Origin of the sequence: Mycetocola zhujimingii (assembly GCF_003065425.1) — a bacterium.
Classification (GTDB): domain Bacteria; phylum Actinomycetota; class Actinomycetes; order Actinomycetales; family Microbacteriaceae; genus Mycetocola_A; species Mycetocola_A zhujimingii.
Genome location: NZ_CP026949.1, coordinates 163,116 through 187,831 on the forward strand (window position 1 = coordinate 163,116; position 24,716 = coordinate 187,831).

22 protein-coding genes and 1 rRNA gene are annotated in these 24,716 nt (G+C 64.5%); 15 read left to right on the forward strand and 8 right to left on the reverse strand.

Annotated elements, in window-relative coordinates:
• Positions 1–37 precede the first annotated feature (37 nt).
• Together C3E77_RS00770 and C3E77_RS00775 are read left to right on the forward strand one after the other, a co-directional pair.
• Positions 38–1,504, forward strand: coding sequence for a peptide MFS transporter (locus tag C3E77_RS00770; RefSeq protein WP_108389904.1), 1,467 nt, complete (start codon positions 38–40; stop codon positions 1,502–1,504).
• A 101-nt stretch (positions 1,505–1,605) separates the two neighbouring features.
• Positions 1,606–2,343 carry a polyprenol monophosphomannose synthase gene (locus C3E77_RS00775; RefSeq protein WP_108389905.1) on the forward strand — a complete coding sequence of 246 codons (738 nt, stop codon included), beginning with the start codon at positions 1,606–1,608 and terminating at the stop codon, positions 2,341–2,343.
• Positions 2,344–2,407: 64 nt separating this feature from the next.
• Here the strand turns inward: C3E77_RS00775 and C3E77_RS00780 are convergent, their stop codons facing one another.
• From C3E77_RS00780 to C3E77_RS00790, 3 genes are all read right to left on the reverse strand, one after another.
• Positions 2,408–3,676 (reverse strand): alpha-hydroxy acid oxidase, encoded by a 1,269-nt coding sequence (locus C3E77_RS00780; protein ID WP_108389906.1) that lies wholly within the window; start codon positions 3,674–3,676, stop codon positions 2,408–2,410.
• 51 nt (positions 3,677–3,727) lie between these two features.
• Positions 3,728–4,486, reverse strand: coding sequence for a FadR/GntR family transcriptional regulator (locus C3E77_RS00785; protein WP_108389907.1), 759 nt, complete (start codon positions 4,484–4,486; stop codon positions 3,728–3,730).
• Positions 4,487–4,565: 79 nt separating this feature from the next.
• Positions 4,566–4,994 carry a winged helix-turn-helix transcriptional regulator gene (locus tag C3E77_RS00790; protein WP_108389908.1) on the reverse strand — a complete coding sequence of 143 codons (429 nt, stop codon included), beginning with the start codon at positions 4,992–4,994 and terminating at the stop codon, positions 4,566–4,568.
• 128 nt (positions 4,995–5,122) lie between these two features.
• Between C3E77_RS00790 and C3E77_RS00795 the strand changes: the two genes are divergently transcribed.
• Genes C3E77_RS00795 through C3E77_RS00810 form a run of 4 tightly spaced genes read left to right on the forward strand, consistent with a single transcriptional unit; the run spans position 5,123 to position 7,721 of the window.
• On the forward strand, positions 5,123–5,998 hold the full coding sequence (locus C3E77_RS00795) for an aldo/keto reductase family oxidoreductase (RefSeq protein ID WP_108389909.1): 876 nt from the start codon (positions 5,123–5,125) through the stop codon (positions 5,996–5,998).
• 40 nt (positions 5,999–6,038) lie between these two features.
• Entirely contained in the window at positions 6,039–6,497 is a 459-nt protein-coding gene (locus C3E77_RS00800; RefSeq protein ID WP_162924866.1) for a hypothetical protein, read from the forward strand.
• Complete coding sequence (locus C3E77_RS00805; RefSeq protein WP_108389911.1) at positions 6,497–6,817, forward strand: transcriptional regulator; 321 nt, start codon at positions 6,497–6,499, stop codon at positions 6,815–6,817. Before C3E77_RS00800 ends, C3E77_RS00805 begins: the two co-directional genes overlap by 1 nt.
• 52 nt (positions 6,818–6,869) lie before the next feature.
• Complete coding sequence (locus C3E77_RS00810; protein WP_198412170.1) at positions 6,870–7,721, forward strand: alpha/beta hydrolase; 852 nt, start codon at positions 6,870–6,872, stop codon at positions 7,719–7,721.
• A gap of 77 nt (positions 7,722–7,798) precedes the next feature.
• Here C3E77_RS00810 and C3E77_RS00815 read toward each other — a convergent pair whose 3' ends face one another.
• Positions 7,799–8,719, reverse strand: coding sequence for a 2-hydroxyacid dehydrogenase (locus tag C3E77_RS00815; RefSeq protein WP_108389913.1), 921 nt, complete (start codon positions 8,717–8,719; stop codon positions 7,799–7,801).
• 76 nt (positions 8,720–8,795) lie between these two features.
• Here C3E77_RS00815 and C3E77_RS00820 point away from each other — a divergent pair, with 76 nt between their 5' ends.
• On the forward strand, positions 8,796–9,014 hold the full coding sequence (locus C3E77_RS00820; protein WP_108389914.1) for an SCO4848 family membrane protein: 219 nt from the start codon (positions 8,796–8,798) through the stop codon (positions 9,012–9,014).
• 107 nt (positions 9,015–9,121) lie between these two features.
• Here the strand turns inward: C3E77_RS00820 and C3E77_RS00825 are convergent, their stop codons facing one another.
• The 3 genes from C3E77_RS00825 to C3E77_RS00835 form a co-directional block, all read right to left on the reverse strand.
• A complete protein-coding gene (locus C3E77_RS00825; protein WP_108389915.1) occupies positions 9,122–10,549 on the reverse strand; it encodes a rhamnulokinase in 1,428 nt (475 codons plus the stop codon).
• Positions 10,550–10,658: 109 nt separating this feature from the next.
• The gene (locus C3E77_RS00830) at positions 10,659–12,695 is read right to left on the reverse strand and encodes a bifunctional aldolase/short-chain dehydrogenase (RefSeq protein WP_108389916.1); all 2,037 of its coding nucleotides are present in this window, start codon (positions 12,693–12,695) and stop codon (positions 10,659–10,661) included.
• 80 nt (positions 12,696–12,775) lie between these two features.
• Complete coding sequence (locus C3E77_RS00835; RefSeq protein WP_108389917.1) at positions 12,776–13,537, reverse strand: DeoR/GlpR family DNA-binding transcription regulator; 762 nt, start codon at positions 13,535–13,537, stop codon at positions 12,776–12,778.
• A gap of 188 nt (positions 13,538–13,725) precedes the next feature.
• Between C3E77_RS00835 and C3E77_RS00840 the strand changes: the two genes are divergently transcribed.
• From C3E77_RS00840 to C3E77_RS00865, 6 genes are all read left to right on the forward strand, one after another.
• Entirely contained in the window at positions 13,726–14,535 is an 810-nt protein-coding gene (locus C3E77_RS00840; protein WP_108389918.1) for a DeoR/GlpR family DNA-binding transcription regulator, read from the forward strand.
• Between the two features lie 64 nt (positions 14,536–14,599).
• Positions 14,600–15,661, forward strand: coding sequence for an autoinducer 2 ABC transporter substrate-binding protein (locus C3E77_RS00845; protein WP_198412171.1), 1,062 nt, complete (start codon positions 14,600–14,602; stop codon positions 15,659–15,661).
• 63 nt (positions 15,662–15,724) lie between these two features.
• Positions 15,725–17,260, forward strand: coding sequence for a sugar ABC transporter ATP-binding protein (locus C3E77_RS00850; protein WP_108389919.1), 1,536 nt, complete (start codon positions 15,725–15,727; stop codon positions 17,258–17,260).
• The gene (locus C3E77_RS00855; protein ID WP_108389920.1) at positions 17,257–18,267 is read left to right on the forward strand and encodes an ABC transporter permease; all 1,011 of its coding nucleotides are present in this window, start codon (positions 17,257–17,259) and stop codon (positions 18,265–18,267) included. The genes C3E77_RS00850 and C3E77_RS00855 overlap by 4 nt, the downstream gene beginning before the upstream one ends.
• Positions 18,264–19,352 carry an ABC transporter permease gene (locus C3E77_RS00860; RefSeq protein WP_198410473.1) on the forward strand — a complete coding sequence of 363 codons (1,089 nt, stop codon included), beginning with the start codon at positions 18,264–18,266 and terminating at the stop codon, positions 19,350–19,352. The genes C3E77_RS00855 and C3E77_RS00860 overlap by 4 nt, the downstream gene beginning before the upstream one ends.
• Before the next feature lie 77 nt (positions 19,353–19,429).
• On the forward strand, positions 19,430–20,008 hold the full coding sequence (locus tag C3E77_RS00865; RefSeq protein ID WP_108389921.1) for a dienelactone hydrolase family protein: 579 nt from the start codon (positions 19,430–19,432) through the stop codon (positions 20,006–20,008).
• Between the two features lie 40 nt (positions 20,009–20,048).
• On the opposite strand, the gene rhaI is transcribed toward C3E77_RS00865, so the two are convergent.
• Positions 20,049–21,215, reverse strand: a complete 1,167-nt coding sequence (rhaI, locus tag C3E77_RS00870; protein ID WP_108389922.1) for an L-rhamnose isomerase — start codon at positions 21,213–21,215, stop codon at positions 20,049–20,051.
• Positions 21,216–21,461: 246 nt separating this feature from the next.
• Between rhaI and C3E77_RS00875 the strand changes: the two genes are divergently transcribed.
• Together C3E77_RS00875 and C3E77_RS00880 are read left to right on the forward strand one after the other, a co-directional pair.
• Entirely contained in the window at positions 21,462–22,562 is a 1,101-nt protein-coding gene (locus tag C3E77_RS00875) for a LacI family DNA-binding transcriptional regulator (RefSeq protein WP_108389923.1), read from the forward strand.
• 512 nt (positions 22,563–23,074) lie between these two features.
• Positions 23,075–24,599: ribosomal RNA gene (locus C3E77_RS00880) — 16S ribosomal RNA — on the forward strand.
• The last annotated feature ends 117 nt before the right edge of the window (positions 24,600–24,716 follow it).

Below are 24,716 nucleotides of genomic sequence, written 5' to 3' on the forward strand. Positions count from 1 at the left end.
TTCGCAATGCCCCCGTTAGCGGGGTACCGTCGTATCTATGAGCCAGGTCACAACTCCGGCCTCGGCGCGTGAAGATCACAGCTTTTTCGGGCAACCACGCTCGCTTGCCAACCTCTTCGGCGTCGAGATGTGGGAACGCTTCTCCTTCTACGGGATGCAGGGCATCCTCCTTATCTACCTGTACTACTCGGCAGCTGAGGGAGGCCTCGGTATTCCGCAGGTCACCGCGGCCGGCATCGTCGGCGCGTACGGCGGTGGCGTCTACCTCTCCACCATCCTCGGAGCGTGGATCGCTGACCGCCTCCTCGGCAGCGAGCGGGTGCTGTTTTACAGTGCCGTCGTCATCGTGCTTGGCCACCTCGCCCTCGCGCTGATTCCGGGAATCCCGGGCGTCGCCGCCGGCCTCATCCTCGTCGCCGTCGGATCCGGTGGCCTCAAGGCGAACGCCACGAGTGTCGTCGGCACCCTTTACGCCGAGAAAGACCCGCGTCGTGACGCCGGATTCTCCCTGTTCTACCTCGGGATCAACCTCGGTGCCTTCCTGGGTCCCATCCTCACCGGCCTGCTTCAGAAGAGCCTCGGATTCCACTTCGGCTTTGGTCTCGCCGCGATCGGCATGACCGCCGGACTCATCCAGTATTCGCTCGGGCGCAAGCGTCTGCCCGCGATCGCGAGCCACGTACCTGACCCGCTGCCCAGGTCCCGGTGGCTGACTTACGGCCTGATCGCGGCCGCTGCTGTCGTCCTCATCGTGGTGCTCGTTGTGGTCGGGGTCATCACCGCCGAGAACCTCGTCACGATCGTGATCGGCCTCACCGTGGCATCCGCAGTCATCTACTTCGTCGTGATCCTCACGAGCAAGCAGGTGACGCAGGTCGAGCGTAAACGGGTCGTCGCGTTCATCCCGCTGTTCATCGCGAGCGCCGCGTTCTGGTCGCTCTACCAGCAGCAGTTCACTGTTGTCACCATCTACTCGGACGAACGGCTCAACCGCAGCTTGTTCGGCTGGGAGATGCCGGTCTCGTGGGTGCAGTCGATCAACCCGATCTTCATCATCATCCTGTCGGGTGTTTTCGCGGCGATCTGGACGAAGTGGGGCACCAGGCAGCCGTCGACACCGCTGAAGTTCGCTGCCGGCACCGCGATCATGGGTGCAGCGTTCCTGCTCTTCCTGCCGTTCGCCGGCGGAGCCGCCAACTCAACCCCGCTCCTCGCGATGGTCGGCATCCTCTTCGTCTTCACCGTCGCCGAGTTGTTGCTGTCGCCGGTGGGGCTCTCGGTGGCGACAAAGCTCGCGCCGGAGCCCTTCCGCACGCAGATGGTCGCGCTGTTCTTCCTGTCGGTCGCGCTCGGGTCGGCGGTCTCCGGACTGCTCGCCGAGTGGTACCTCACGGTGAATGAGTCGCTCTACTTCGGTCTGCTCGGCGGCATCGCCATTGCGATCGGCGTGATCCTCGCCCTCATGGCCAGGCCAGTGCTTCGGCTCATGAGCGGGGTGCGCTAGCCGGTCACCACGACGGGCCCCGCGTTCGGCTTCCTCGCCCACCGTCTCTGACGGATTAGGCTGGGAAGTCGCGCGGCGCCCGCCGCACCGGGAGGACGCACGTGGCCGAAACGCTTGTCGTCATTCCGACATACAACGAGCGCGAGAACGTCACCGCCATCGTTGGCCGGGTCCGGACGGCGACCGCTCACGTTGACGTGCTCGTGGTCGACGACAACTCACCCGACGGCACCGGTGAGGTCGCCGACGGGCTGGCGGCATCCGATGCTGCGGTATTCGTCCTGCACCGCGCCGCGAAGAACGGCCTGGGTATGGCTTATGGCGAGGCATTTCGCTGGGCACTGGCCCGCGGATACTCGCGGATTGTCGAGATGGACGCCGACGGGTCACACGCGCCCGAACAGCTTCCGGCACTCTTAAGCGCGGCGGATGACGGCGCTGACGTCGTTCTCGGATCCAGGTGGGTGCCGGGCGGTGGCGTCGAAAACTGGCCGCGGTATCGCGAGCTGCTGTCGCGGGGTGGCAGCGCATACGCGCGCTTCGTGCTCGGCCTGCCCCAACGCGACGTGACCGGTGGATACCGGGTGTTCACTGCCCGCGCGCTCAGCAGCATCCGTCTGGAGGATGTGCACAGCCAGGGATACGGGTTCCAGGTCGACATGCTGTTCCACGCCCAGCGGGCGGGACTCGTGATCGTCGAGGTGCCGATCACCTTCGTCGAGCGGGAGTTCGGCGAGTCGAAGATGACCGGGGGCATCGTCCTGGAGGCGATGTTCCGGGTGACGCTGTGGGGGATCGGCGCGCTTCCCGGTCGGCTGCGGCGACGCGTCGCGCGCTGACCCGCAACACGCGGGACCCACCATCCCCAGTGGACGATGGGCCCCGGCAGGTGCGGGAGTGGCCTCAGTTGTTTACGGACGCGACAGCGTCGGCGGCGGGCGACGCGTAAGGAACAAGACGTGCAAGCTGGGTCACGTGGCGCGGCTCGAGCTCGTCGAGGCTCGCAACACCGAGCAGCTTCATGGTGCGGGTGATCTCCTCGGAGAGGATCGCGATCGTGCGATCGACGCCCTGGCGCCCGCCGGCCATGAGTCCGTAGAGGTAGGCGCGGCCGATGAGGGTGAACTGCGCGCCCATGGCAACGGATGCCACAATGTCGGCGCCGTTCATGATGCCGGTGTCGAGGTGGACCTCGACTTCGTTGCCGACCTCACGCACGACGGCGGGGAGCAGGTGGAACGGAATCGGAGCGCGGTCGAGCTGGCGCCCGCCGTGGTTCGACAGGACGATCGCGTCGGCACCGAGCTCAACGGCGAGGCGCGCGTCGGCGACGGACTGGATGCCCTTGACGACGAGCTTGCCCTTCCACTGTTCGCGGATGAACCTGACTTCGTCTGGTCCGACGGTCGGATCGAACATCGTATCGATGAGGGCGGCGACGGTTCCCGACCAGCGGTCGAGGCTCGCGAAGGCGAGGGGCTCGGTGGTGAGGAAGTTGATCCACCAGGCCGGGCGAGGCAGCGCGTTGATCACGGTCTTCGGCGTGAGCGCCGGCGGAATTGAGAAGCCGTTCTTCACGTCGCGGAGGCGAGCACCTCCGACCGGAGTGTCCACGGTCACCATGAGGGTGTCGTACCCGGCGGCCTGCGCCCGGTCGACGAGGGCGAGCGACCGGTCACGGTCGGTCCACATGTAGAGCTGGAACCAGTTGCGTCCGCCCGGCGCTGCCGCTGCGACATCCTCGATCGACGTCGTACCCATGGTGGAGAGGGTGAAGGGGATGCCAGCGGCCTCCGCGGCCGTCGCACCCGCACGCTCGCCCTCGGTCTGCATCATCCGGGTGAAGCCGGTCGGTGCGATGCCGAACGGCAGGGCGCTGGTCTTGCCGAGCACCTCGCGCGTGGTGTCGACGTGCGAGACGTCGCGCAGTACGGAGGGATGGAACTCGATGTCCTGGAAGGCCTGACGGGCGCGGGTGAGAGAGATCTCGCCCTCGGCGGCGCCATCGGTGTAGTCGAACGGAGCCTTGGGGGTGACGCGCTTGGCGATCGTGCGCAGGTCGGCGATGCTCGTCGCGGCAGCGAGCCGGCGAGTGCGGGCGTTGAACTCGGGCTTCTTGAACTGCATGAGCGGCGCGAGGTCACGCACCTTCGGGATTCGTCTGTCGACCATGGGGTCTCCTTCTGTCGGGGGTTGTGTGTTCGAGAAGCCAGAAAGGGCTGTCTACGTGCCCCGCGGGGCGGCATCCGGAGCCATTTCTGGCCCATCGACCGCGCGATGTGGGGGCAGGTCCGTCTCTGCGTAGTAGTTCGTGATGTGCGCGTGAACGGTCGAGCGGGCGCTCGCCGCATCACCGGTTTCGATCGCCGCAAGGATGTCGCGGTGTTCGGCGCGCAGGCGTTCGGCGGTCGCGGTCCACGACGGCAGCGTTGCGGCCCCGGCGCGCACGTAGCTCTCGATCGAGCTGCGCAGACCGGCCATCGTCGCAGCGATCACCTGGTTGCCGGATGCTTCGGCGAGCGACAGGTGGAACTGAGCGTCGAGCGCGAGGAATTCGGCATCGGTGAGGGTGAGTGACTCCATCACGTCGAGCAGGGCCACGGATGCCTCAAGGCTCGGCCGCGGATCGGCGTCGGCGAGATCGGCGGCAACGGCGGTCTCGAGCACGAGCCGCGTTGCCACGATGTCGGACACGGCGAACCCCGTTGCTGCGACCTGCAGCCGCATCAGCGCAGACATCCCGCCGCCGGGGAGGGCGATGATGATCGCGCCGGAGTTCGGGCCGGATCCGGTTGCGGTGCGGATGAGCCCGAGTACCTCGAGTACCCGAAGTGCTTCGCGCACGCTCGACCGGCCGACGCCGAGGTCGGCGGAGAGCGCGCGTTCGCCGGGGAGACGGTCGCCGGGGCGCAGGCGGCCCTCGAGCAGGTCGCGCTCGATCGTCTCGAGCACCACCCGCCAGGCGCGAGGTTCATCCGTCACGCTGCTCCCGTCATTGGTGTGGTCTGACCACAGAGCCTACACCGGAAGCTGACCCGTTACCGAAGAGGGTGTGGTGTTCTCAAGCGACGGGTGTGTCGTGCGTGTCCCGGTGGATGAGCACGTCGTCCATGTGTGTTTCCGCCCATCCTCGAAGACCGCGTACCACAGCCTCCAGCGACTGACCGAGTTCGGTGAGCTCGTAGGAGACCGTGACCGGCACGGTTGGAATCACGGTTCGGGTGAGGAGGCCATCGCGTTCGAGGGAGCGCAGCGTCTGGGTGAGCATCTTCTGACTCACACCCGCCAGCAACCGCGCCAGCTCGGAGAAGCGCATCGCGCGGGGCGTGCTGGGCGTGCCAGCGCCGTCGCCGCCGAGAGCGCAAAGGACCAGCGTGACCCATTTATCCGAGATCCGGTCGAGGAGATTCCGGCTGGGGCAGCCGGCGAGGAACGCGTTGTATTCGACCCTGGCCTGGGCTCGAGCTTCGGCCGCCGTGCTTGTGCTCATCGGATGCGTCTGTTCCTTTCGGTAACCAAGGCACTTTGAGGTGCCTACTTCCCACCGGGAAGCTTCCGCTCCATTCTGAAGGAGTGGCTCCAGAAGGCGCTACCTCCCGATCATCGGAAAGACACGGTATGGATACTCATTTCTCTTTGCTCCCCGGCGGCACCTGGACTCTCGGGGACCTCACCGTTTCCCGATTCGGCTACGGTGCCATGCAGCTCGCCGGCCCGTGGGTGATGGGGCCGCCGGCTGATCGGGATGGTGCGATCGCCGTTCTCCGGGCAGCTGTCGAGCTCGGAATTACGCATATCGACACCAGCGATGCCTATGGACCACGGGTTACCAATGAGTTGATCCGTGAGGCTCTCTCCCCGTATCCGTCCCAGGTGCACATCGTCACAAAGGTCGGGGCTCAGCGGGATGAGCAGGGCGGCTGGCCGACGGCGCGGCAACCAGACCAGTTGCGCCGCCAGGTCGACGACAACCTCGAATCTCTCGGACTCGATGCGCTCGATCTGGTGAACCTGCGGCTCGGGACCGCCGATGGTCCTCATACCGAGTCGTTGGCTGAGGCGTTCGAGACGCTTGTCGATCTCCAACGACAAGGCGTCATTCGCCACCTCGGTGTGAGTAATGCCACCGGTGAGCAAGTCGCCGAAGCCCAGAGCATCGCGCCGATCGTCAGTGTGCAGAACATGTACAACCTCGCACACCGCTCTGATGATGACTTGATCGATCGGCTCGCCGCTGGCGGTGTCGCATACGTTCCGTTCTTCCCGCTGGGCGGTTTCAGCCCGCTTCAGTCTTCTGCACTCTCCGGTGTCGCGTCGAGGTTGGGCACGAGCCCGATGTCGGTCGCGCTTTCGTGGCTGTTGCAGAGGTCGCCGAACATCCTGCTGATCCCCGGAACTTCCTCGGTCGCGCATCTGCGTGAGAACTTTGAGGGCGCTGCTCTTTCGCTGTCCGATGACGACCTCACGGAGTTGGACACGATCGGACGGAATTGAGGTGTCCACTTTCCATATCGGCAAGTGTAGAGTTTCCGACATGGAAAGAGATGACGCACTCAGCCCCGTGAACGCCCAGGAGCAACTCGACGCGCTGCGCGCAGACGGTGCCGCTGTGAGCACGCGCACCTCAGCGCCGCTCTGGTACCTCGTTGCACAGTCGCTCTGCATCGCGGGGTTCGTCTTCTCGTTCAGTCTCGACAACTGGCAGTCGCTCGGGTTCGTGATCGCCGCGGTGGCGATGGTACTGCTCGGGATGCTCCGCCCCGCCATCACCGGAACGCGCGCGGAACCGTGGGTGTACCGGCGCTCACTGACGATCGGCGCGGCGCAGCTGGGATTCGTGGTCGCCCTCGTCGTGCTGGGTCCCCTCCTCGTGAGTCTGGCCGACTCGGCCGTGCTGTTCGGCGCGCTCCTGGTGGTGGCCTTCGGCGGCAGCCTCGCGCTCGGGATCGCGATGGAGCGCGCGCTCGCGCGATCAATTGCCGAGGGTGAGTAATGGCGGCAGAAGCGCGCTTCGATGAGGCCGTGCACGGCGTTGTGCGGCTGCGGGTCTGCGGCATCCTTGCTCGCCTGGGCAGCACCGAGTTCGCGCTGTTGCGAGACACGCTCGGGGTCAGTGATCCGACGTTGAGCAAACACCTCAAGCAGCTGGAGAACGCGGGGTACCTCAAACTGGTCAAGGGCCCGGGCCTTGGCGGTCGCACTCGCACCTGGGCCGAGCTCACCGATGCGGGCCGTGCGGCATTCGACGGTCATGTTGCCTTCCTGCGTGAGGTTATTGACACCGATCCTGTCGCACGCGATGGCGAGAGCTGACGTGGTTTCTCACCGCGGCCTGACGTCCTCGTCGCAGTCAGGATTCGAGCAGGTGAATGTATCCGGACCCCACGGCGGCATTCCGGTCCGCTGGTACCAACCAGCAGCATCCGATGTGTTCAGCCCCGTGCTTGTCTGGCTTCATGGCGGTGGATTCTTCACGGGCGGTCTCGAGCAGCCCGAGTCACACGATGTCGCGCTCGGGCTCGCGGGCAGGGGCATCACGGTCGTGACCGTCGACTATCGCCTGGTCCCGCTTCCCGTCCTGGCCCAGGTGGGAGCGCTCGCGGGCCGCGCCGCGGTGCGGCACCCGCTCCCGAGTGATGACGTTGCCGCCGTGGTGCGGTGGGCGCGCGAGCGCGCTGGTGGGCCGGTCTTCCTGGGTGGAGCGAGTGCCGGCGCGTGCCTCGCGGCCACGGCCACCCTGCGCATGACGGACGAGGGCTCGCCGGTGCTCGGCACGGTGCTGGCCTACGGTTTCTTCCACGCTGCTCTCCCCGTCCCTCCGGCGGAACTGCGCTCGCGGCTGACCGGCCACCGCAGGCTGACGCACGCGCCTTTTCTCCTCGACGCCGTCAACCGGAACTACGCCGGTTCAGCCACCGCGCTGTCTGAACGGCTCGCATTCCCGGGCGGGCATGACCTCAGCGGCTTCCCGCCTGCACTGATGATCGACGCCGACAGGGACGTCATGCGCTCCTCGGCAGAGCGGTTCGCCGCTGAGCTTCGGGCTTCGGGCACGGATGTCACGCGCCGTGTTCTCCCCGAGACCCACCACGCGTTCCTCAACCGTCCGGCGCTCCCGGAGTTCGCGACGGCGATCGACCTCATCGCCGGGTGGACCGCCCGTCACGCGGATGAAGGCCAAGGTTCGCACCGGGAGAAGGAAGAAGAGCCCGGATAAGGTCAATTCACCGCTGGTGATCCTTATCTCGCGGCTATTTCCCTGGCTCGGCGCTGACACCCGGAGGGTGGACCCGCCTAGGAGCGAAGCACCACGTTCTCGGGTTCTTCGCCGCGCAGCATCCGTTCGATCTGGCGGCGGGCGAGCTTCGCCATCCGCGGCATCATGGCCGTCGATGCGCCACCGACGTGAGGGCTGATCAGCACGTTCTCGAGGGCGAAGAGTGGGTGGCCGTCCGGTAGCGGCTCCGGATCGGTCACGTCGAGCGCGAACCGCAGGCGGCCCGATTCGGCGTGGCGGAGGATGGCATCCGTGTCGGCGACGGCACCGCGCGCGATGTTCACCAGCAGGGCCCCGTCGGGCATGACCGAGAGGAACTCCTCGTTGACGAGCCCGGTCGTCTCGTCCGTGAGCGGAACCCCGACAATGACGATGTCGGCGGTGGGCAGCAGCTCGGGCAACTCGTCGATGCCGTGGATCTCGCCACGCTCATCGCTCCGCGCGTGGGTTGCAACACGCACGACGTTGACCTCGAACGGGAGCAGGCGGTCCTCGATCGCCTTGCCGACGCCGCCGTAACCGAGCAGCAGAACCGTCCGGTCGGCAACGCTCGCGTGCCTGGCCGGCGCCCACTTTCCCTTCTCCGCGGCGCGGACGAAGTCCGGGATGCCGCGCTGCGCTGCGAGCACGAGCGCCAGGGTGAGCTCTGCGGTCGAGGTCTCGTGCACCGACGATGCATTGGCGAACACATTCCCCGGTGGCAATACCTCGTCCATGCCGTCGTAGCCGATCGACTGGCTCTGCACCAGTTTCGTCGTGACGCCCTGAAGTGCCTGCAGCGTCTCCGGCGATCCCATGTAGGGCAGGATGACGATGTCGAAAGAGGACTCCGGCGCGGGGCCGGACAGATCCCACTCGACAAACCGGACGCCATCGATGTCGCCGATGGCCTTGCGCAGGGTCTTGCCTGGGACGCTTACGAGCAACGGATCAGTCATGATTCGAGCCTATCGAAGGGGGTCCTCCGCGCCGAGGATCCGTGGGGAGCTGGACAGCGCGCTGTAGATTCGACTAATGGATTCACCGCTCCTCGTCGCACTCCTTCTCGCCAACGTCGTGTTCAACCTCATCGTCTGGCCGCCGCTCTACCGGCGCGTGGTGAAGGACCCGAGGGCGCGGGATGCCGTCGGCAAGGCAACCAGGTTCCTCACCGTGCACATCGTGCTGTTCGTCGTTGCTGGTGTGCTGACCCTGGCCAGCGCGATCGTCGCGATCGCGGCGCTCGTCGGCTAGCGCGCGCCACCCGTCGAGCGCGCCACATCCTGCCTTGCGCTGCAGAAGCTTCTGCAGCGCTGGGCATGGAAGTGCAGCGGTGGGCGTCATGGAGCAGCTCAGCAGCGTCAGCGACGCGCGCGCGGTTCGAACCGCCGCGGCTCGAACGAGGTCGCGGTGAGCGCACGCAGCGACTCGAGATCACCCTCAAGAAGCCCGACCGCCCGTGCTTGAACGAGCACGTTGCCGATCGCCGTTGCCTCCACCGGGCCGGCGAGCACGGGAAGCCCGGCCCGATCCGCGGTCAGCCGGCACAGCAGGGTGTTGAGCGAGCCACCGCCGACGATGTGGATCACCGAAACGTTCGTGCCCGCGAGGCGTGACGCAGTCTCAACAGCGCGCGCGAAGGCATCCGCGAGGCTCTCGATAATCGACCGGGTGAACTCCGCACGTGACTGCGGCACCGGCTGGCCGGTCTCTCGCAGCAACTCCGCGATGCGCGCGGGCATGTCGCCCGGCGGCATGAGCCGTGGGTCGTTCGCGTCGAATACAGGCACCGGGCTGGAGACCGCCGCCGCCTCGCCGAGCAGGGCGGGCAGGTCGATCGCCGTGCCCGACTCGCGCTCCCAGGTGCGCACCGACTCGCTCAGCAGCCACAGCCCCATCACGTTGTGCAGGAACCGCACCCGCCCGTCGACGCCACCCTCGTTCGTGAAGTTCGCCTCGCGGCTCGCCTCGGTGAGCACCGGAGCATCGAGTTCGAGCCCGACGAGTCCCCACGTGCCGCACGAAATGTAGGCGGCATCGCCCGTCGTCATCGGAATTCCCACGACAGCGGATGCCGTGTCGTGCGATCCGACAGCGGTCACGGGGACGCTCGACGAAAGCCCGGTCTGCTCGGCGACCTGCGGCAGCAGCGTCCCGATTGTCTCGCCCGGCTGAACGAGCGGCGCCAAAAGCGAGCGGTTGAGGCCGAGACGGCGGATCAGCGCGTCGTTCCAGTCGCCGTCGACCCTCAGGAGCCCGGTCGTCGACGCGTTGGTGGACTCCGAGACGCGGGCGCCAGTGAGCCAGTGCGCGAAAAGGTCGGGGATCAGCAGCGCGGTGTCGGCATCGTTCAACCGATCGCCGTCGGCGGCGAACTGGTAGAGCGTGTTGAACGGGAGGAACTGCAGGCCGTTCTCGGCGTACAACTCGCTGAATGGAACCGCCGCGTGCACCGCCTCGACGCCGCGAGCTGTGCGGCCGTCACGGTAGTGGAACGGCTCGGCAAGCAGGCGCCCGCCGGAGAGCAGGCCGTAGTCGACAGCCCACGAGTCGATGCCGATCGAGGCGAGGTTCGGCGCACGCCTGGCCGCCTCGGTCAGCCCGGCAAGCACCGATTCGTAGAGTCCGGTGATGTTCCAGTGCAGCTCGCCATCGATCTCGACGGGGCCATTCGGGAAGCGTGTCATCGGTTCGAGCCGCAGCTCGTTGGGTCCGACGTGGCCGAGCATGACCCGGCCACTCGTCGCGCCGAGGTCGACGGCCGCGACGGTGCCGACGGTGTCGCTCACGCGGCCACCTCGCTCGCCGTGCTGCCGAACACATCACTTGCGGTCGAGAACACCGGTTGCGCGTGATGTTCTCGACCGGAAGTGATGCTCTCACCGAGAAAGAGTCGGCTCATCGCAGGAAGGCGGCTGCAACGCCGGCGTCGACCGGGATGTGCAGCCCAGTGGTGTGCGACAGGTCGCTCGTGCAGAGCACGAACACGGCGTTGGCGACGTTCTCCGGAACAACCTCACGCTTGAGGATGGTGCGCTGGGCGTAGAACTTGCCGAGGTCTTCCTCTTCGATGCCGTAGGTCTTGGCGCGGTTGGCGCCCCAGCCCGAGGCGAAGATGCCCGAACCGCGTACGACACCGTCCGGGTTGATGCCGTTGACCTTCACGCCGTACTCGCCGAGCTCGGCGGCGAGCAGTCGCACCTGGTGCGCCTGGTCCGCCTTGGTGGCCGAGTACGCGATGTTGTTCGGTCCGGCGAAGACCGAGTTCTTCGACGAGATGTAGATGATGTCTCCGCCGAGCTTCTGGTCGATGAGCACGCGCGCCGCGGCCTTCGACACGAGGAACGAGCCCTTCGCCATCACGTTGTGCTGCAGGTCCCAGTCCGCTTCGGTGGTCTCGAGCAGCGACTTCGACAGCGACAGTCCTGCGTTGTTCACGACGAGGTCGAGCCCGCCGAACGCGAGAAGAGCGGCATCGATCGCGGTCTGCACCGCTTTCTCGTTCGAGACATCCGCCGCGATGCCAATAGCGACATCCGTGTTTCCGATCTCAGCCGCAGCGGCCTGAGCCTTCTCGAGCGAGAGGTCGGCGATGACGACGCACGCGCCCTCCGCAGCGAGGCGGGTGGCGATGGCCTTGCCGATTCCGGATGCAGCTCCCGTCACGAGAGCGATGCGGGTCGCGAGCGGCTTCGGCTTCGGCATGCGCTGGAGCTTGGCCTCCTCGAGCGCCCAGTACTCGATGCGGAACTTCTCGGCTTCGTCGATCGGCGCATAGGTCGAGAGACCCTCGGCGCCGCGCATCACGTTGATGGCGTTGATGTAGAACTCGCTCGCAACGCGCGCGGTCTGCTTGTTCGCGCCGAAGCTGAACATGCCGACACCTGGGACGAGAATGATGAGCGGGTCAGCTCCACGGATCGCGGGGGAGTCAGCCGTCGCATTGCGGTCGTAATAGGCCTGGTAGTCCGTGCGGTACTCCTCGTGGAGGACCTGCACGCGCTCGATCGTCTCTTCCACCGAAGCGGATGCTGGCAGGTCGACGACAAGCGGCTTCACCTTGGTGCGGAGGAAGTGGTCGGGGCAGCTCGTGCCGAGCGCGGCGAGGCGCGGGTGCTCGGTGCTCGCGAGGAAGTCGAGGACGACAGCGTGGTCGGTGAAGTGGCCGACCTGCGGTTTGTCGGTCGATGCGAGTCCGCGGAGCGTCGGCGCGAGGGCTGCGGCCTTGGCGCGACGCTCGGCGAGAGGCAGGGCTTCGTAGCCGTCGAGCTCGGGGCCGAACGGCTCGGGCCGGGAGTGAGTCGCGATGTACTCAGCGGCGGTGTCGATGATCCAGAGCGAGTTCCTCTCGCTCTCGTCGCTGGTGTCGCCCCACGCGGTGATGCCGTGTCCGCCGAGGATGCAACCGACGGCATCCGGGTTCTTCGCCTTGATCTCAGCGATGTCGAGGCCGAGCTGGAAGCCGGGGCGGCGCCAGGGCACCCAGACGACCCTGTCGCCGAAGATGGTCTTTGTGAGCTCTTCGCCGTCTGCGGCGGTCGCGATCGCGATGCCGGAGCCGGGGTGCAGGTGGTCGACGTGCGCGGCGTCGACGAGGCCGTGCATGGCGGTGTCGATCGACGGGGCAGCGCCGCCCTTGCCGTGGAGCGTGTAGTCGAAGGCCGCAACCATCTTGTCTTCCCGGTCGACGCCGGGGTAGACGTGAGTGAGCGCGCGTATGCGGTCGAGGCGGAGGACAGCGAGGCCCTTCTCGGTGAGGGTGCCGAGGTCGCCGCCGGATCCCTTGACCCAGAGCAGCGCGACGTCTTCGCCGGTGACGGGGTCGGTGTCGATGCCCTTGGCTGAGGTGTTGCCGCCGGCGTAGTTGGTGTTCTTCGGGTCGGCGCCGAGGCGGTTACTCCGGGCGATCAGTGCCGCTGCGGTCTCGTTCGTCATGCGCAATCTCCGTTGTTCGTTCATGTTAACTCTTACAGAAAGTAACACCGGCCATCGCGTCGGTCAAGGGTCGCTCCCGTTCAGGCGAGTTCGACGAGCTCCCTGTACGGATCAAGCCGGGCGTCGGCGGGATCGAGTTCGGTGACCATGAGGCTTACCCGCTGCCAGTCCAGGGCACGCGCAAGGGCACGCTGGCCGAGTTTGGAGGAGTCGACGAGGAGGACCGTTTCGTCTGCCGCCGCGACGAACGCGAGCTTGACCTGCGCCTCCGCGAGAGTGACTTCACTCGTTCCGCGCTCGGGGTCGACCGCGCCCGCTGAAGTGAAGAAGTGCGAGTAGTGCAGCGAACCGGCCGCCTGGCACGCCAACAGGCCGACGAAGCTGTCTGTGCGCTCCTCGGCCTCACCACCGATCAGCAGCGGCATCCCCCCGAGCCGCCGCGCACTCTGGAAGTTCTCGTACGAGTTCGTGGCAACGGTGAGGTCAGCGCCCGATCCCTCCATGCGAGTGAGCACGGTTCCCGCGGTGGATGACGCATCGAATGCGACGGCTCCGGTGGCGGGCATCAGCGCAAGCACCTTCTCAGCGATGACGCGCTTGGCGTCGGCTCCCGTCGACATCCGGTCGAGGAACGAGCGTGGCTTGAGCGACGGCACGGCACCGCCGCGAACGCGCCGCAGCCTGCCTTCCACCTCGAGGTCGGCGAGGTCGCGGCGAACGGTCATCGCCGAAACACCGAGGGATTCCGCCGCGGCGTCCAGTCGAATGATCCCGTCAGCGGTGAGGATCTCGAGCAGCCGCTCCCGACGGGACTCAGCGTCGACGGTCGATGTTGTTGCCATGATTCCCGCTCCTCGGTCTGGAGTGAAATGTTACCGCCCGGGGGCCCGCCGCCGTCGCGCGCTTGCAGCACGCGGATTGCGCAAGCGTTTGGCAACGTTTTGGTTTCGTTTCTTGACGCGAATTGACGATTCGGCCTACATTGCGAGGGAAAGCTGAGAGTTCGTCACTGTTGCCGAGCGGAGGAGCGATGAGTCGATACGATTTCGTTCGCGAAGAGGCGATTCTCGATGCCCTCCTCATCAAGGGCCGCGTCACCGTCAACGACCTTGCCACCCGGCTCGGTGTCTCCGCCGTCACCGTGCGCAAAGACCTCGACCTGCTCGAGCAGCGATCACTTCTCCGCCGGGTCCGGGGCGGCGCGGTTGCCTCCGCCCCGCGCGAGGAAGACGCGTTCGAGAGCCGCCTTCGCACCGATGCCCGAGCGAAGCGAGCGATCGCTCGGGCGGCATCCGAGCTCGTCAACGATGGCGACGTCATCGCCATTGACTCCTCATCGACGACCTATTACCTCGCGAACGAGCTGATCGACCGAACCGGTCTCGTGATCGTGACCAACGGCATCCGTCTTGCCAGTCTCCTGATGGAGCGATCGGATGCCACAGTCATCCTTCCCGGGGGAGTGTTGCGTCGTGCGTCCGGGTCGGTAGTCGGCGCATTTTCGGATGTGCTCGAGGGCCGCGGCCGGGTGAAGACGGGCTTCTTCGGTGTATCGAGCGTGTCGCGGAGTCTCGGTCTGCTCGAACTGTCGACGGAGGAGTGTGTGGCCAAGCGCGCGCTCGCGCGTTCGTGTGACGCGGTCGTTGGGCTCTTCGCCGCAGCGAAGGCCTCGGGCTTCGGCCTGCACGCGTTCGCGGACCCCGGACAGATCACTGCGCTCTACACCGATGACGCTGTTGACCCCGGGTTTGCTGCTGGGTGGGAGGGCTCGGGGGTCGAGATTGCCGTGGTTCCCGTGGAACGTAATCACACAACCGAGACCAGCGAGGTACCGGCATGACCGTCACACCCAGAAGAACACCTCGCGGCGGATCCGCCGCGATCGTCAGGGCAGAGTTGCCCGGTTGAGAGAAGAAAGAGGCACAACTGTGTTGTTGAGAAGGAAGAAGACACTCGCGGTCGGCGCACTCGCGTTGACGGCAGCTTTCGCCATGACCGCATGCACGAGTCGTGGCGATTCCGGTGACGCCGGTGGGGGCGGAGGTGGGGGCGACGAACAGATCACCGTTGCGTTCGTGCCCAAGCTGCAGGGCATCCCCTACTTCGAGGCGATGAACGCTGGCGGTGAGGCCGCGGCTGAAGAGCTCGGCATTGAATGGCTCTATCAGGGGCCAACAACGGCGGATGCCGCGGCGCAGGCTGACATCGTCCGCTCGTTCATTCAGCAGGGCGTCGACGCGCTCATCGTTGCACCCAACGACCCTGACTCGATGGCGCCGCTCCTCGAGGAGGCCGCTGACGCCGGCATCCAGGTGGCGACGAGTGACACCGACGCGCCCAGCTCTGTGCGTGAGGTGTTCGTCAACCAGGCCTCGGTCGAAGGCATCGGCGAAGGGCTCACCGACGCGCTGCTCGAGGCGATGGGTGGGTCAGGCAAGTATGCGATTGTCTCGTGCGGTGAGACCGCGGCCAACCTCAACGCGTGGATTGAAGTGCAGGAGGCGTACACGGCCGAGCAGTACCCCGACGCCGAGATCGTTGACATCGTCTACGCGGGCGAAGACCAGGCCATGGCCACATCGATGGCAACCGACCTCATGAACGCACACCCAGACCTCACCGGCCTCGTCGGTGAGTGCACGTCGAGTGCTCCTGGCGTCGCGCAGGCGGTATCTGATGCCGGCAAGGTCGGTCAGGTGTTCACGGTCGGTCTCGGAACCCCCCAGTCGATGAAACCGTACCTGGAAGACGGTTCATCGAGTGCGTCGATCCTCTGGGATGTCGAAGCACTCGGCTACCTCACCGCGTGGACCGGGTTGCAGCTCGCCGAGGGTAATGAACTCGAGGCCACGAACAACGTGAGCGACGACCTGCCCGAGGTCGAGTACGACTCGGAGACGAAGGTGCTCCTGCTCGGACCCCCGCTGACGATCACGACCGAGAACGTCGACGAGTACGACTACTAGGCCGAATCACCGACCGAGACGGGGAGAGCCAGCCGGCGATCCCCGTCTCACAGGAAGGACCCCATGTCGAACCTCGACACCTCAGCGGATGTCCGGCCACGGCTCACCCTCTCCGGAGTGACCAAGAGTTACGGCGGCGTGCGCGCGATCCGCAACGCGGACATGTCCGTTGCTCCCGGAACCGTGCACGCTCTGGTCGGCGAGAACGGTGCAGGCAAGTCAACGCTCATCAAGATCGTGGCGGGCGCGGAACGGGCGGATGCCGGCTCGCTCGAATTCGACGGTCGTCCCGTCACGATTTCCTCAACGACGGATGCCATCGGGCTCGGAGTGCAAACCGTCTACCAGGAACCCCAGCTCTTTCCCGAACTCAGCGTTGCAGAGAACGTCTTCGTTGGTCGCGAACTTACCCGGGGCATCCGTGTCGACTGGACGGGACAGGCCGCGCAAATGCACGATCTCCTCGACACGGTCGGGCTCCCCGTCACGATCGCCGCCGAACCGGTCGGCAGCCTGTCGATCGCGCAACAACAGCAGGTGTCGATCGCGAAGGCGCTCGCCGGAGACGCGCGTGTGCTCATCCTCGATGAACCGTCGGCGATCCTCACAGACGCCGAGATCGACGTGCTCTTCGCCGTCATCCGCCGCTTGACCGCAACGGGCGTCGCCGTCCTCTACATTTCGCATCGACTCGACGAGCTCTTCCGCATCGCCGATGTCGTGACGGTCATGCGCGACGGCGAAACCATCACCACACGACCGATTGACGAGCTCACCGTGCGCGAAATCGCCGAACTCATGGTCGGTGGAATGCTGGCCGAGCCACGTGGGGATGACGCTGCGGCGCGCGGCGACGTCGTGCTCGAACTGGATGCCCTGAGCCTCGCGAACGCCTTTGATGCAATCAGTCTGACGGTCCACTCTGGCGAGATCGTCGGTCTGTACGGCCTGATCGGCTCAGGTGCCGGAGAGATCGCCAGCACCATCTACGGCATGCAAAAACCGACCGGCGGCCGGATGCTGTTGAAAAACCAGCCCGTCGTGATCCGTCGTCCGTCTTCGGCAAAGAAGCGCGGCATCCATCTTCTCCCCGCCGACCGATCCGCGCAGGGAGCGTTCTCGTTCCAGAGCATCGCCTTCAACATCACTATTGGCGAGCTTCAGCTGTTGTCGAGGGTGCGCGGCTGGGTTGAACGTCGGGTGGAGCGCGAGATCGCGCGCGATTTCATTTCCAGGCTCGCGGTCAAGACGCCGAGTGAGAAACAACCGATCAGTGCCATGTCGGGCGGCAACGCCCAAAAGGTTGTTCTTGCCCGTCAGCTGGTCAGCCACCCGGAGCTCCTCGTGCTCGTCGAACCCACACAGGGCGTCGACGTCGGTGCCAAGGAGGAGATCCACCGCATCATCGATGACCTCGCCGCCGGTGGCGCAGCTGTTCTGGTCGTGACGAGCGACCTCGGTGAGGTTTTGCGGATCTCTGACCGGATTCTCGTGATTCGAAGCGGCGAGATCGCCCGGGAATTCACTCCGGATGCCACGCAGGTCCACATTCTGGCGGCCGCAGCGGGCGAAACCCAGCGACGTGAGGAGAAGCCATGACCGCGCTGGTGACAGAGCCGACCGAGAAGCCGATCGTGAGGCGGATCCTGCCGCCACCGGTGACCGGGCAGGAGTTCGTCCTCGTCGGCGTCATCGCCGTGCTCTGGGCGCTGCTTGGGATCTTCACCCCCTCGTTTTTGAGCCCATCGTCCATCCAGCCCCTGTTCGTTTCCGTTGCCCCGATCGCGCTCATCGGCGTGGGGATGACGTTCATCATCATCACCGCCGGTATCGACGTTTCGGTTGGTGGTGCGATCGCCCTCTGCGCGGTGGTGACAGCGAAACTGCTGGTCAACTTCGATGTCCCACTGATCGTCGCCGTGCTCGTGAGCATGGTCCTCGGAACGGTTCTCGGTTTGGTCAACGGTGTTCTCATCGCGTACGGCCGTGTACACGCCATCATCATCACCTTCGGAACGGCGAACATCTTTCAGTTCTTCGCGCTGCGGATCTTCGGGTCGTCGACCGTGAACAACATCCCGTCCACCCTGGACGTGTTCGGGCGCGGAGAGTCCGGCCGAACGCTCGGAGTGCCGCACAGTTTCGCCATCACGGTCCTCGTTGTCGTCGCCGCGTGGTGGTACCTCCGCAATACCGCTGGTGGAAGACACCTGTTCGCCATCGGAGGCAACGCGAATGCTGCCCGCCTCGCCGGGGTGAAAGTGCAACCGCGCACGGTGCTCGCCTATGCGATCACCGGGGCACTCGTCGGCCTCGGTGCCTGCTTCTTCATTGCCGCCGGAACATCGACCCTCGACCAGGGCGTGGGAACGGGGAGGGAACTCGCGGTCATCGCGGCTGTCGTGATTGGGGGTACGTCGATTCTCGGCGGTCGCGGGTCGGTCATCGGGACGCTCCTCGGGGCCATCCTCGTGCAGACGGTCAACTCGGGGGTCACCCAGCTCGGTTGGCCATCCCAGCTGGCGAACCTGTTCGTCGGCCTTTTTATCATCGTCGCCGTCGGCACCGACTTGTTGCGTGAGCGGGCACGAAGGAGGAAAGCGTGAGTGTGACAACAGCTCCCCAGGCACCACTTCAAAAACCACAGGAGCCGAAGCGGGGCATCGCCTCTCGGGCTCTTGAGGCGCTGCTCACCCAGCGCATCGTCCTTCTTGCCGTCCTCATCGTCGTCGTGCTCCTCGTCATGACCGTGCTCGACGGCGCTGACATCCTCAGCGGCTCATACAACTCCGACTATCTCGCCGCCTCGCTTATCAACGCCGTCCCGCTTGCAATGCTCGGTCTCGCGCAGCTCGGCGTCATTCTCTCGGGGCGCGGGGGCATTGACCTGTCGGTTGGCTCCATGGTCTCGGTCACCGGCATCGCGTTTGGGATGTCATACGGGTTGTGGGGCTGGAATCTCGTGATCGCGATGATCTTCGCCGTCGTGCTTGGCGGCATTCTGGGCGGGATCAATGGTGCGCTGGTGTCATTCATCGGCTTCCCCCCGCTCATCGCGACCCTCGCGACGTTCTACGCCTATCGATCGATTGCGCTCGTCTGGAGCGGCCAGAAGCCGGTGAACTCGACCGAGATCCAGACCTTCTACTCAGCGGCGAAGGCCATCGAGCTGCCGCTCATCGGGTCGTACCTGCCGCTGATTCCGCTCGGCATCTTCACCTTCCTTATTCCGGTGGTTGTCGTGGTCTGGGTACTGCTCAACAAGACGACGTTCGGGCGCCGCGTGTACGCGCTCGGCACCAACAACACGGCGGCTGTCTGGGCAGGAATCAACGTTCGGCCCAATCGCTTCGCTGTCTATGTACTGTCAGGGCTGATCTCTGGTCTGGTGGGAATTGTCACGGTCGCGCAGTTTGCATCGGCGCGACCTGACGCCGGCACGAGCGGCAACGGGATGGCACTGCCCGCCATTACGATCGCCGTACTCGGCGGGGTCGCCATCACTGGTGGCATCGGGAGGGTCTCCGGGGTTGTCCTCGCAACGGTCCTCATCGTGTGGCTCAATGCCGGCATCCTGCTCGCGTTCCCTGGCAACGACGGGGTGCAGGTGCAACTGCTCGCGCTCGGTCTCGTGCTCGTGTTTGCCTCTCTCCTCAACGGGCTCACGCGGCGCAGGTACGGGGGCATCTGACTCTGGCGCTGGTTCGCGCAGGTTGATATTCATGACGGCACGACAACCGTGTGCGTAACCGGACGAAAGGGTTTCTCATGGCCGAGGTTCTGCTGTTCCATCATGTTCACGGCCTGACCCAGGGCATCCGTGAATTCGCCGAGCTGCTTCGAGAGGCTGGCAACGAGGTGCACGTGCCCGATCTGTTTGACGGGCGCACCTTCGAAACTCTCGAGGAGGGCGTGAACCATGCCCGAGAGATCGGGTTCGCAGCGATTTTGCGTCGGGGGAGCGCTGTGGCCGCGGACCTGCCGACCGACCTCGTCTACGCCGGCTTTTCACTCGGGGTCATGCCGGCTCAACTGCTCGCGGAATCCCGGCCCGGCGCGCGCGGTGCGCTGTTCTTCTCCGCGTGCCTGCCGGTCACTGAGTTCGCCGATGCCTGGCCGGCCCCGCTTCCGGTGCAAATCCACGCGACGGAGAGTGATCCGGAGTTCGTGGACTCGGGCGACATTGACGCGGCACGTACTCTCATCGCGCAGGCCGATGACGGTGAGCTGTTTCTCTACCCGGGCGACGCGCACCTGTTCGCCGACTCCAGCCTTCCGTCATACGAACCGGATTCGGCGGAGCTTCTCAGCGGTCGCGTCATCCAGTTTCTCGATCGGGTCGGGTAGACCGCGTAGCCTGACCCGCCACGACCGGCACGCCTGACGCTTACGCGCCCCAGCCCGCCTGCTGGCCGCCAACGCGCTCAGCGGCGATCTGCTCCTGGTAACCGGATGCCGCGTATGCGGCCATCGGGTCGGCCGGAAGACCGCGCGACTCACGCCACGCGGCGAGGTCGCCGCGAACATCCGTGTAGAACGCGTCCATGAGGATGCCGTTGGCGCCGAGCACATCGCCCGCGTTCTGCGCGGTGAGAAGGGCGTCACGGTCGACGAGCAGCGCGCGCGCCGTCATCTCCTGAACGTTGAGCACGCTGCGGATCTGGCCGGGGATCTTGTCCTCGACGTTGTGGCACTGGTCGAGCATGAACGCGACGGGTGAGTCGTCGTCGAGTCCGCCACCGCGGACGACCTCATAGAGGATCCGGAACAGCTGGAACGGGTCAGCCGCACCGACGATGAGGTCGTCATCGGCGTAGAACCGGGAATTGAAGTCAAAGGAGCCGAGCTTGCCGAGGCGGAGCAACTGGGCGACGATGAACTCGATGTTGGTGCCGGGAGCGTGGTGGCCGGTGTCGAGGCAGACGAGCGCCTTGTCGCCGAGGGCGCTGACCTGGGCGTAGCTCGTTCCCCAGTCGGGAACATCGGTGTGGTAAAAAGCCGGCTCGAAGAACTTGTACTCGAGCACGAGGCGCTGGTCGTCGCCGAGGCGCGCGTAGATCTTTTCGAGTGACTCGGCGAGCCGGTCCTGGCGGCCACGGATGTCGCCCTGCCCCGGGTAGTTAGTGCCGTCGGCGAGCCAGATCTTAAGGTCCCGCGACCCGGTTTCGCCCATGATGTCAATGCACTCGAAGTGATGATCGATGGCTTTCTGGCGGACGGCTGCATCGGTGTGCGTGAGCGAGCCGAACTTGTAGATGTCGTCCTGGAACGTGTTTGAGTTGACCGTACCGAGCGAGACCTTGAGGTTCGCTGCGTAGTCACGAAGCGCAGCGTAATCGTCGACCTTGTCCCAGGGAATGTGGAGTGCCACCTGAGGAGCGAGTCCCGTGAGCTCGTTCACCTTCGCGGCATCCGAGAGCTTCTCCTGGATGGTGCGAGGGGTGCCGGGGGTCCCAAAGACCTTGAACCGGGTGCCGGAATTCCCGAACGCCCATGAAGGGAGCTCGATGGCCTGTTTCTCGAGCGTGGCAAGCACCGTGGAGTCGATCGTCATTGTTCTTCGTCCTTACTGAACTTCATGCGCGGGAAGCAAATTAGTGAATCGTTTCAGCTTTGAGCACCAAGTTACCAGAGGGGACGGTGCCGGCATAGCCCGGCTTACCGTTCGCGTGTGAAGCTCGCCGTCACAGTGAGAGGGATGCCTCGCTCAGTGCATCTGCGCCCTCGCGAAGCCCGACGTCAGGCAGCGATCCACGGGTTCGCCTATACGCTGGCATCACCGGCCATGGAGGATTGCGTTATGGGAATGAGCGTTCGTGACGTAGCGAACCGCGCGGGAGTTTCTGTAGGGACTGTCTCCAACGTGCTCAACCGGCCGGACAAGGTGTCACCCCGGACCGTTGAGCGTGTAAGGAAAGCGATCGACGAACTGGGTTTCGTGCGCAACGACGCGGCACGGCAGCTCAGGGCGGGACGGAGCCTCAGCATCGGGCTGATCGTTCTCGATGTCTCGAACCCGTTCTTTACCGACGTCGCGCGAGGTGCCGAAGACCGCGCGGCCGAAGACGGTCTCACAGTTCTTCTCGGCAACAGCGACGAAAACGTCGAGCGTGAGGCGGCCTACCTCGACCTCTTCGAGAAGCAGCGGGTCCGCGGTGTCCTCATCTCACCGGTCGGGGATAGTGTCGACAGGCTCGAGAGCCTGCACTCCAGGCGCATCCCTGCTGTTCTGGTTGATAGACCGACAACCGACGACCGGTTCTCTTCGGTTGCCGTCGACGACGTCGCTGGCGGGTATCTCGCCGTGCGGCACCTGATTGACACTGGACGACGCCGAATCGCCGTTGTCGGTGGACCGATGAGCCTGCGTCAGGTGGCCGATCGGCTCGCCGGCGCACGCAGAGCTGCAGCGGAGACGGAAGGGGCCACTCTCGAGTACATCGAAACTGATGCCCTCACCGTCCTTCAGGGAAGAAGAGCAGGGGAAGCCGTGCGGGATCGGTCCGACGCCGAGCGCCCGGATGGCCTGTTTGCCGCAAACGACCTCGTGGCGATGGGGTTGCTCCAGGCGCTGAATATGTTCGGCACGCTCTCGGTACCTCACGACATCGCGATCGTGGGCTACGACGACATTGATTTCGCCGCCGCAGCGGTGGTTCCCCTCACGTCGGTCAGGCAGCCGAGCGCCGTCATCGGGTCGACCGCGGTCGACCTGCTCATGCGGGAGGCGGAAGCGCCCGACGATTTCACGCGCGAACACATCGTGTTCCAGCCCCAATTGGTTGTGCGGGAATCGACCATGCCGGGCGCATCTGTGGGGGAACCCCTCAGTAGCTCCGCGACGTTTGCGCCGGCATCAGAGGCGACACGCCCGGCGTGCATGTGCAATTTGCCGGAGTGACGAAAGCCAACGTAGAGTAACTACTCGTCACCCCAAAGGTGCGGCTGAGCTTAGCTCGCCGGCCTCATGCGGGACCACCTCCTCACCTCAACGTAGACACTCTTGAGTGTCTTCATCTTGAGGTTTAGGATATAAACCCACCCAGGAAGAACCGAAGAAATTCGGCGATTTTTGTGATGCCCGGCCTGGCCGGATGTCACGGGGACCGGCCGGTTTTACCGGCTGATTCATGTGGTAGGGTAGAGAAGTTGCCCTGCGGAGCAGCCCGAGAGGGTGAAAAGCGGGAGCATCCGATCCTTGAGAACTCAACAGCGTGCACAATGTCAAATGCCAAATACCCGTTGACTCGACCTTTTCTGGTTGGGTTACGGATTCCTTTGGAAAACATTTAAACAACAAAGCAAGTCAGTAATGATTTGTTCTGTCAGTTTCAAACTCGCGACGTTTTCACCTATTCCGGTGGGATGTCGCAAACAATGTGCCGGTCACTTCGGTGGTCGTGCAATTAAACATTTACGGAGAGTTTGATCCTGGCTCAGGACGAACGCTGGCGGCGTGCTTAACACATGCAAGTCGAACGATGAAGGAGAGCTTGCTCTCCGGATTAGTGGCGAACGGGTGAGTAACACGTGAGTAACCTGCCCTTGACTCTGGGATAAGCGTTGGAAACGACGTCTAATACCGGATACGAACCGCGAAGGCATCTTCAGTGGTTGGAAAGAACTTTGGTCAAGGATGGACTCGCGGCCTATCAGGTAGTTGGTGAGGTAATGGCTCACCAAGCCTACGACGGGTAGCCGGCCTGAGAGGGTGACCGGCCACACTGGGACTGAGACACGGCCCAGACTCCTACGGGAGGCAGCAGTGGGGAATATTGCACAATGGGCGAAAGCCTGATGCAGCAACGCCGCGTGAGGGACGACGGCCTTCGGGTTGTAAACCTCTTTTAGCAGGGAAGAAGCGAAAGTGACGGTACCTGCAGAAAAAGCACCGGCTAACTACGTGCCAGCAGCCGCGGTAATACGTAGGGTGCAAGCGTTGTCCGGAATTATTGGGCGTAAAGAGCTCGTAGGCGGTTTGTCGCGTCTGCTGTGAAAACTGGAGGCTCAACCTCCAGCCTGCAGTGGGTACGGGCAGACTAGAGTGCGGTAGGGGAGATTGGAATTCCTGGTGTAGCGGTGGAATGCGCAGATATCAGGAGGAACACCAATGGCGAAGGCAGATCTCTGGGCCGTAACTGACGCTGAGGAGCGAAAGGGTGGGGAGCAAACAGGCTTAGATACCCTGGTAGTCCACCCCGTAAACGTTGGGAACTAGATGTGGGGACCATTCCACGGTCTCCGTGTCGCAGCTAACGCATTAAGTTCCCCGCCTGGGGAGTACGGCCGCAAGGCTAAAACTCAAAGGAATTGACGGGGGCCCGCACAAGCGGCGGAGCATGCGGATTAATTCGATGCAACGCGAAGAACCTTACCAAGGCTTGACATATACGAGAACGCGCGAGAGATCGTGAACTCTTTGGACACTCGTATACAGGTGGTGCATGGTTGTCGTCAGCTCGTGTCGTGAGATGTTGGGTTAAGTCCCGCAACGAGCGCAACCCTCGTTCTATGTTGCCAGCACGTAATGGTGGGAACTCATGGGATACTGCCGGGGTCAACTCGGAGGAAGGTGGGGACGACGTCAAATCATCATGCCCCTTATGTCTTGGGCTTCACGCATGCTACAATGGCCAGTACAAAGGGCTGCAATACCGCGAGGTGGAGCGAATCCCAAAAAGCTGGTCCCAGTTCGGATTGAGGTCTGCAACTCGACCTCATGAAGTCGGAGTCGCTAGTAATCGCAGATCAGCAACGCTGCGGTGAATACGTTCCCGGGCCTTGTACACACCGCCCGTCAAGTCATGAAAGTCGGTAACACCCGACGCCGGTGGCCTAACCCTTTATTGGGAGGGAGCCGTCTAAGGTGGGATTGGTAATTAGGACTAAGTCGTAACAAGGTAGCCGTACCGGAAGGTGCGGCTGGATCACCTCCTTTCTAAGGAGCACGTGCCAGTCCGTCTGTATACAGCGGAATTCACTGGCCAGTCAGTTCAGGGACGAACGTTCCTGCTGGCGCTCATGGGTGGAACATTGACATTGATACGGATCGTAA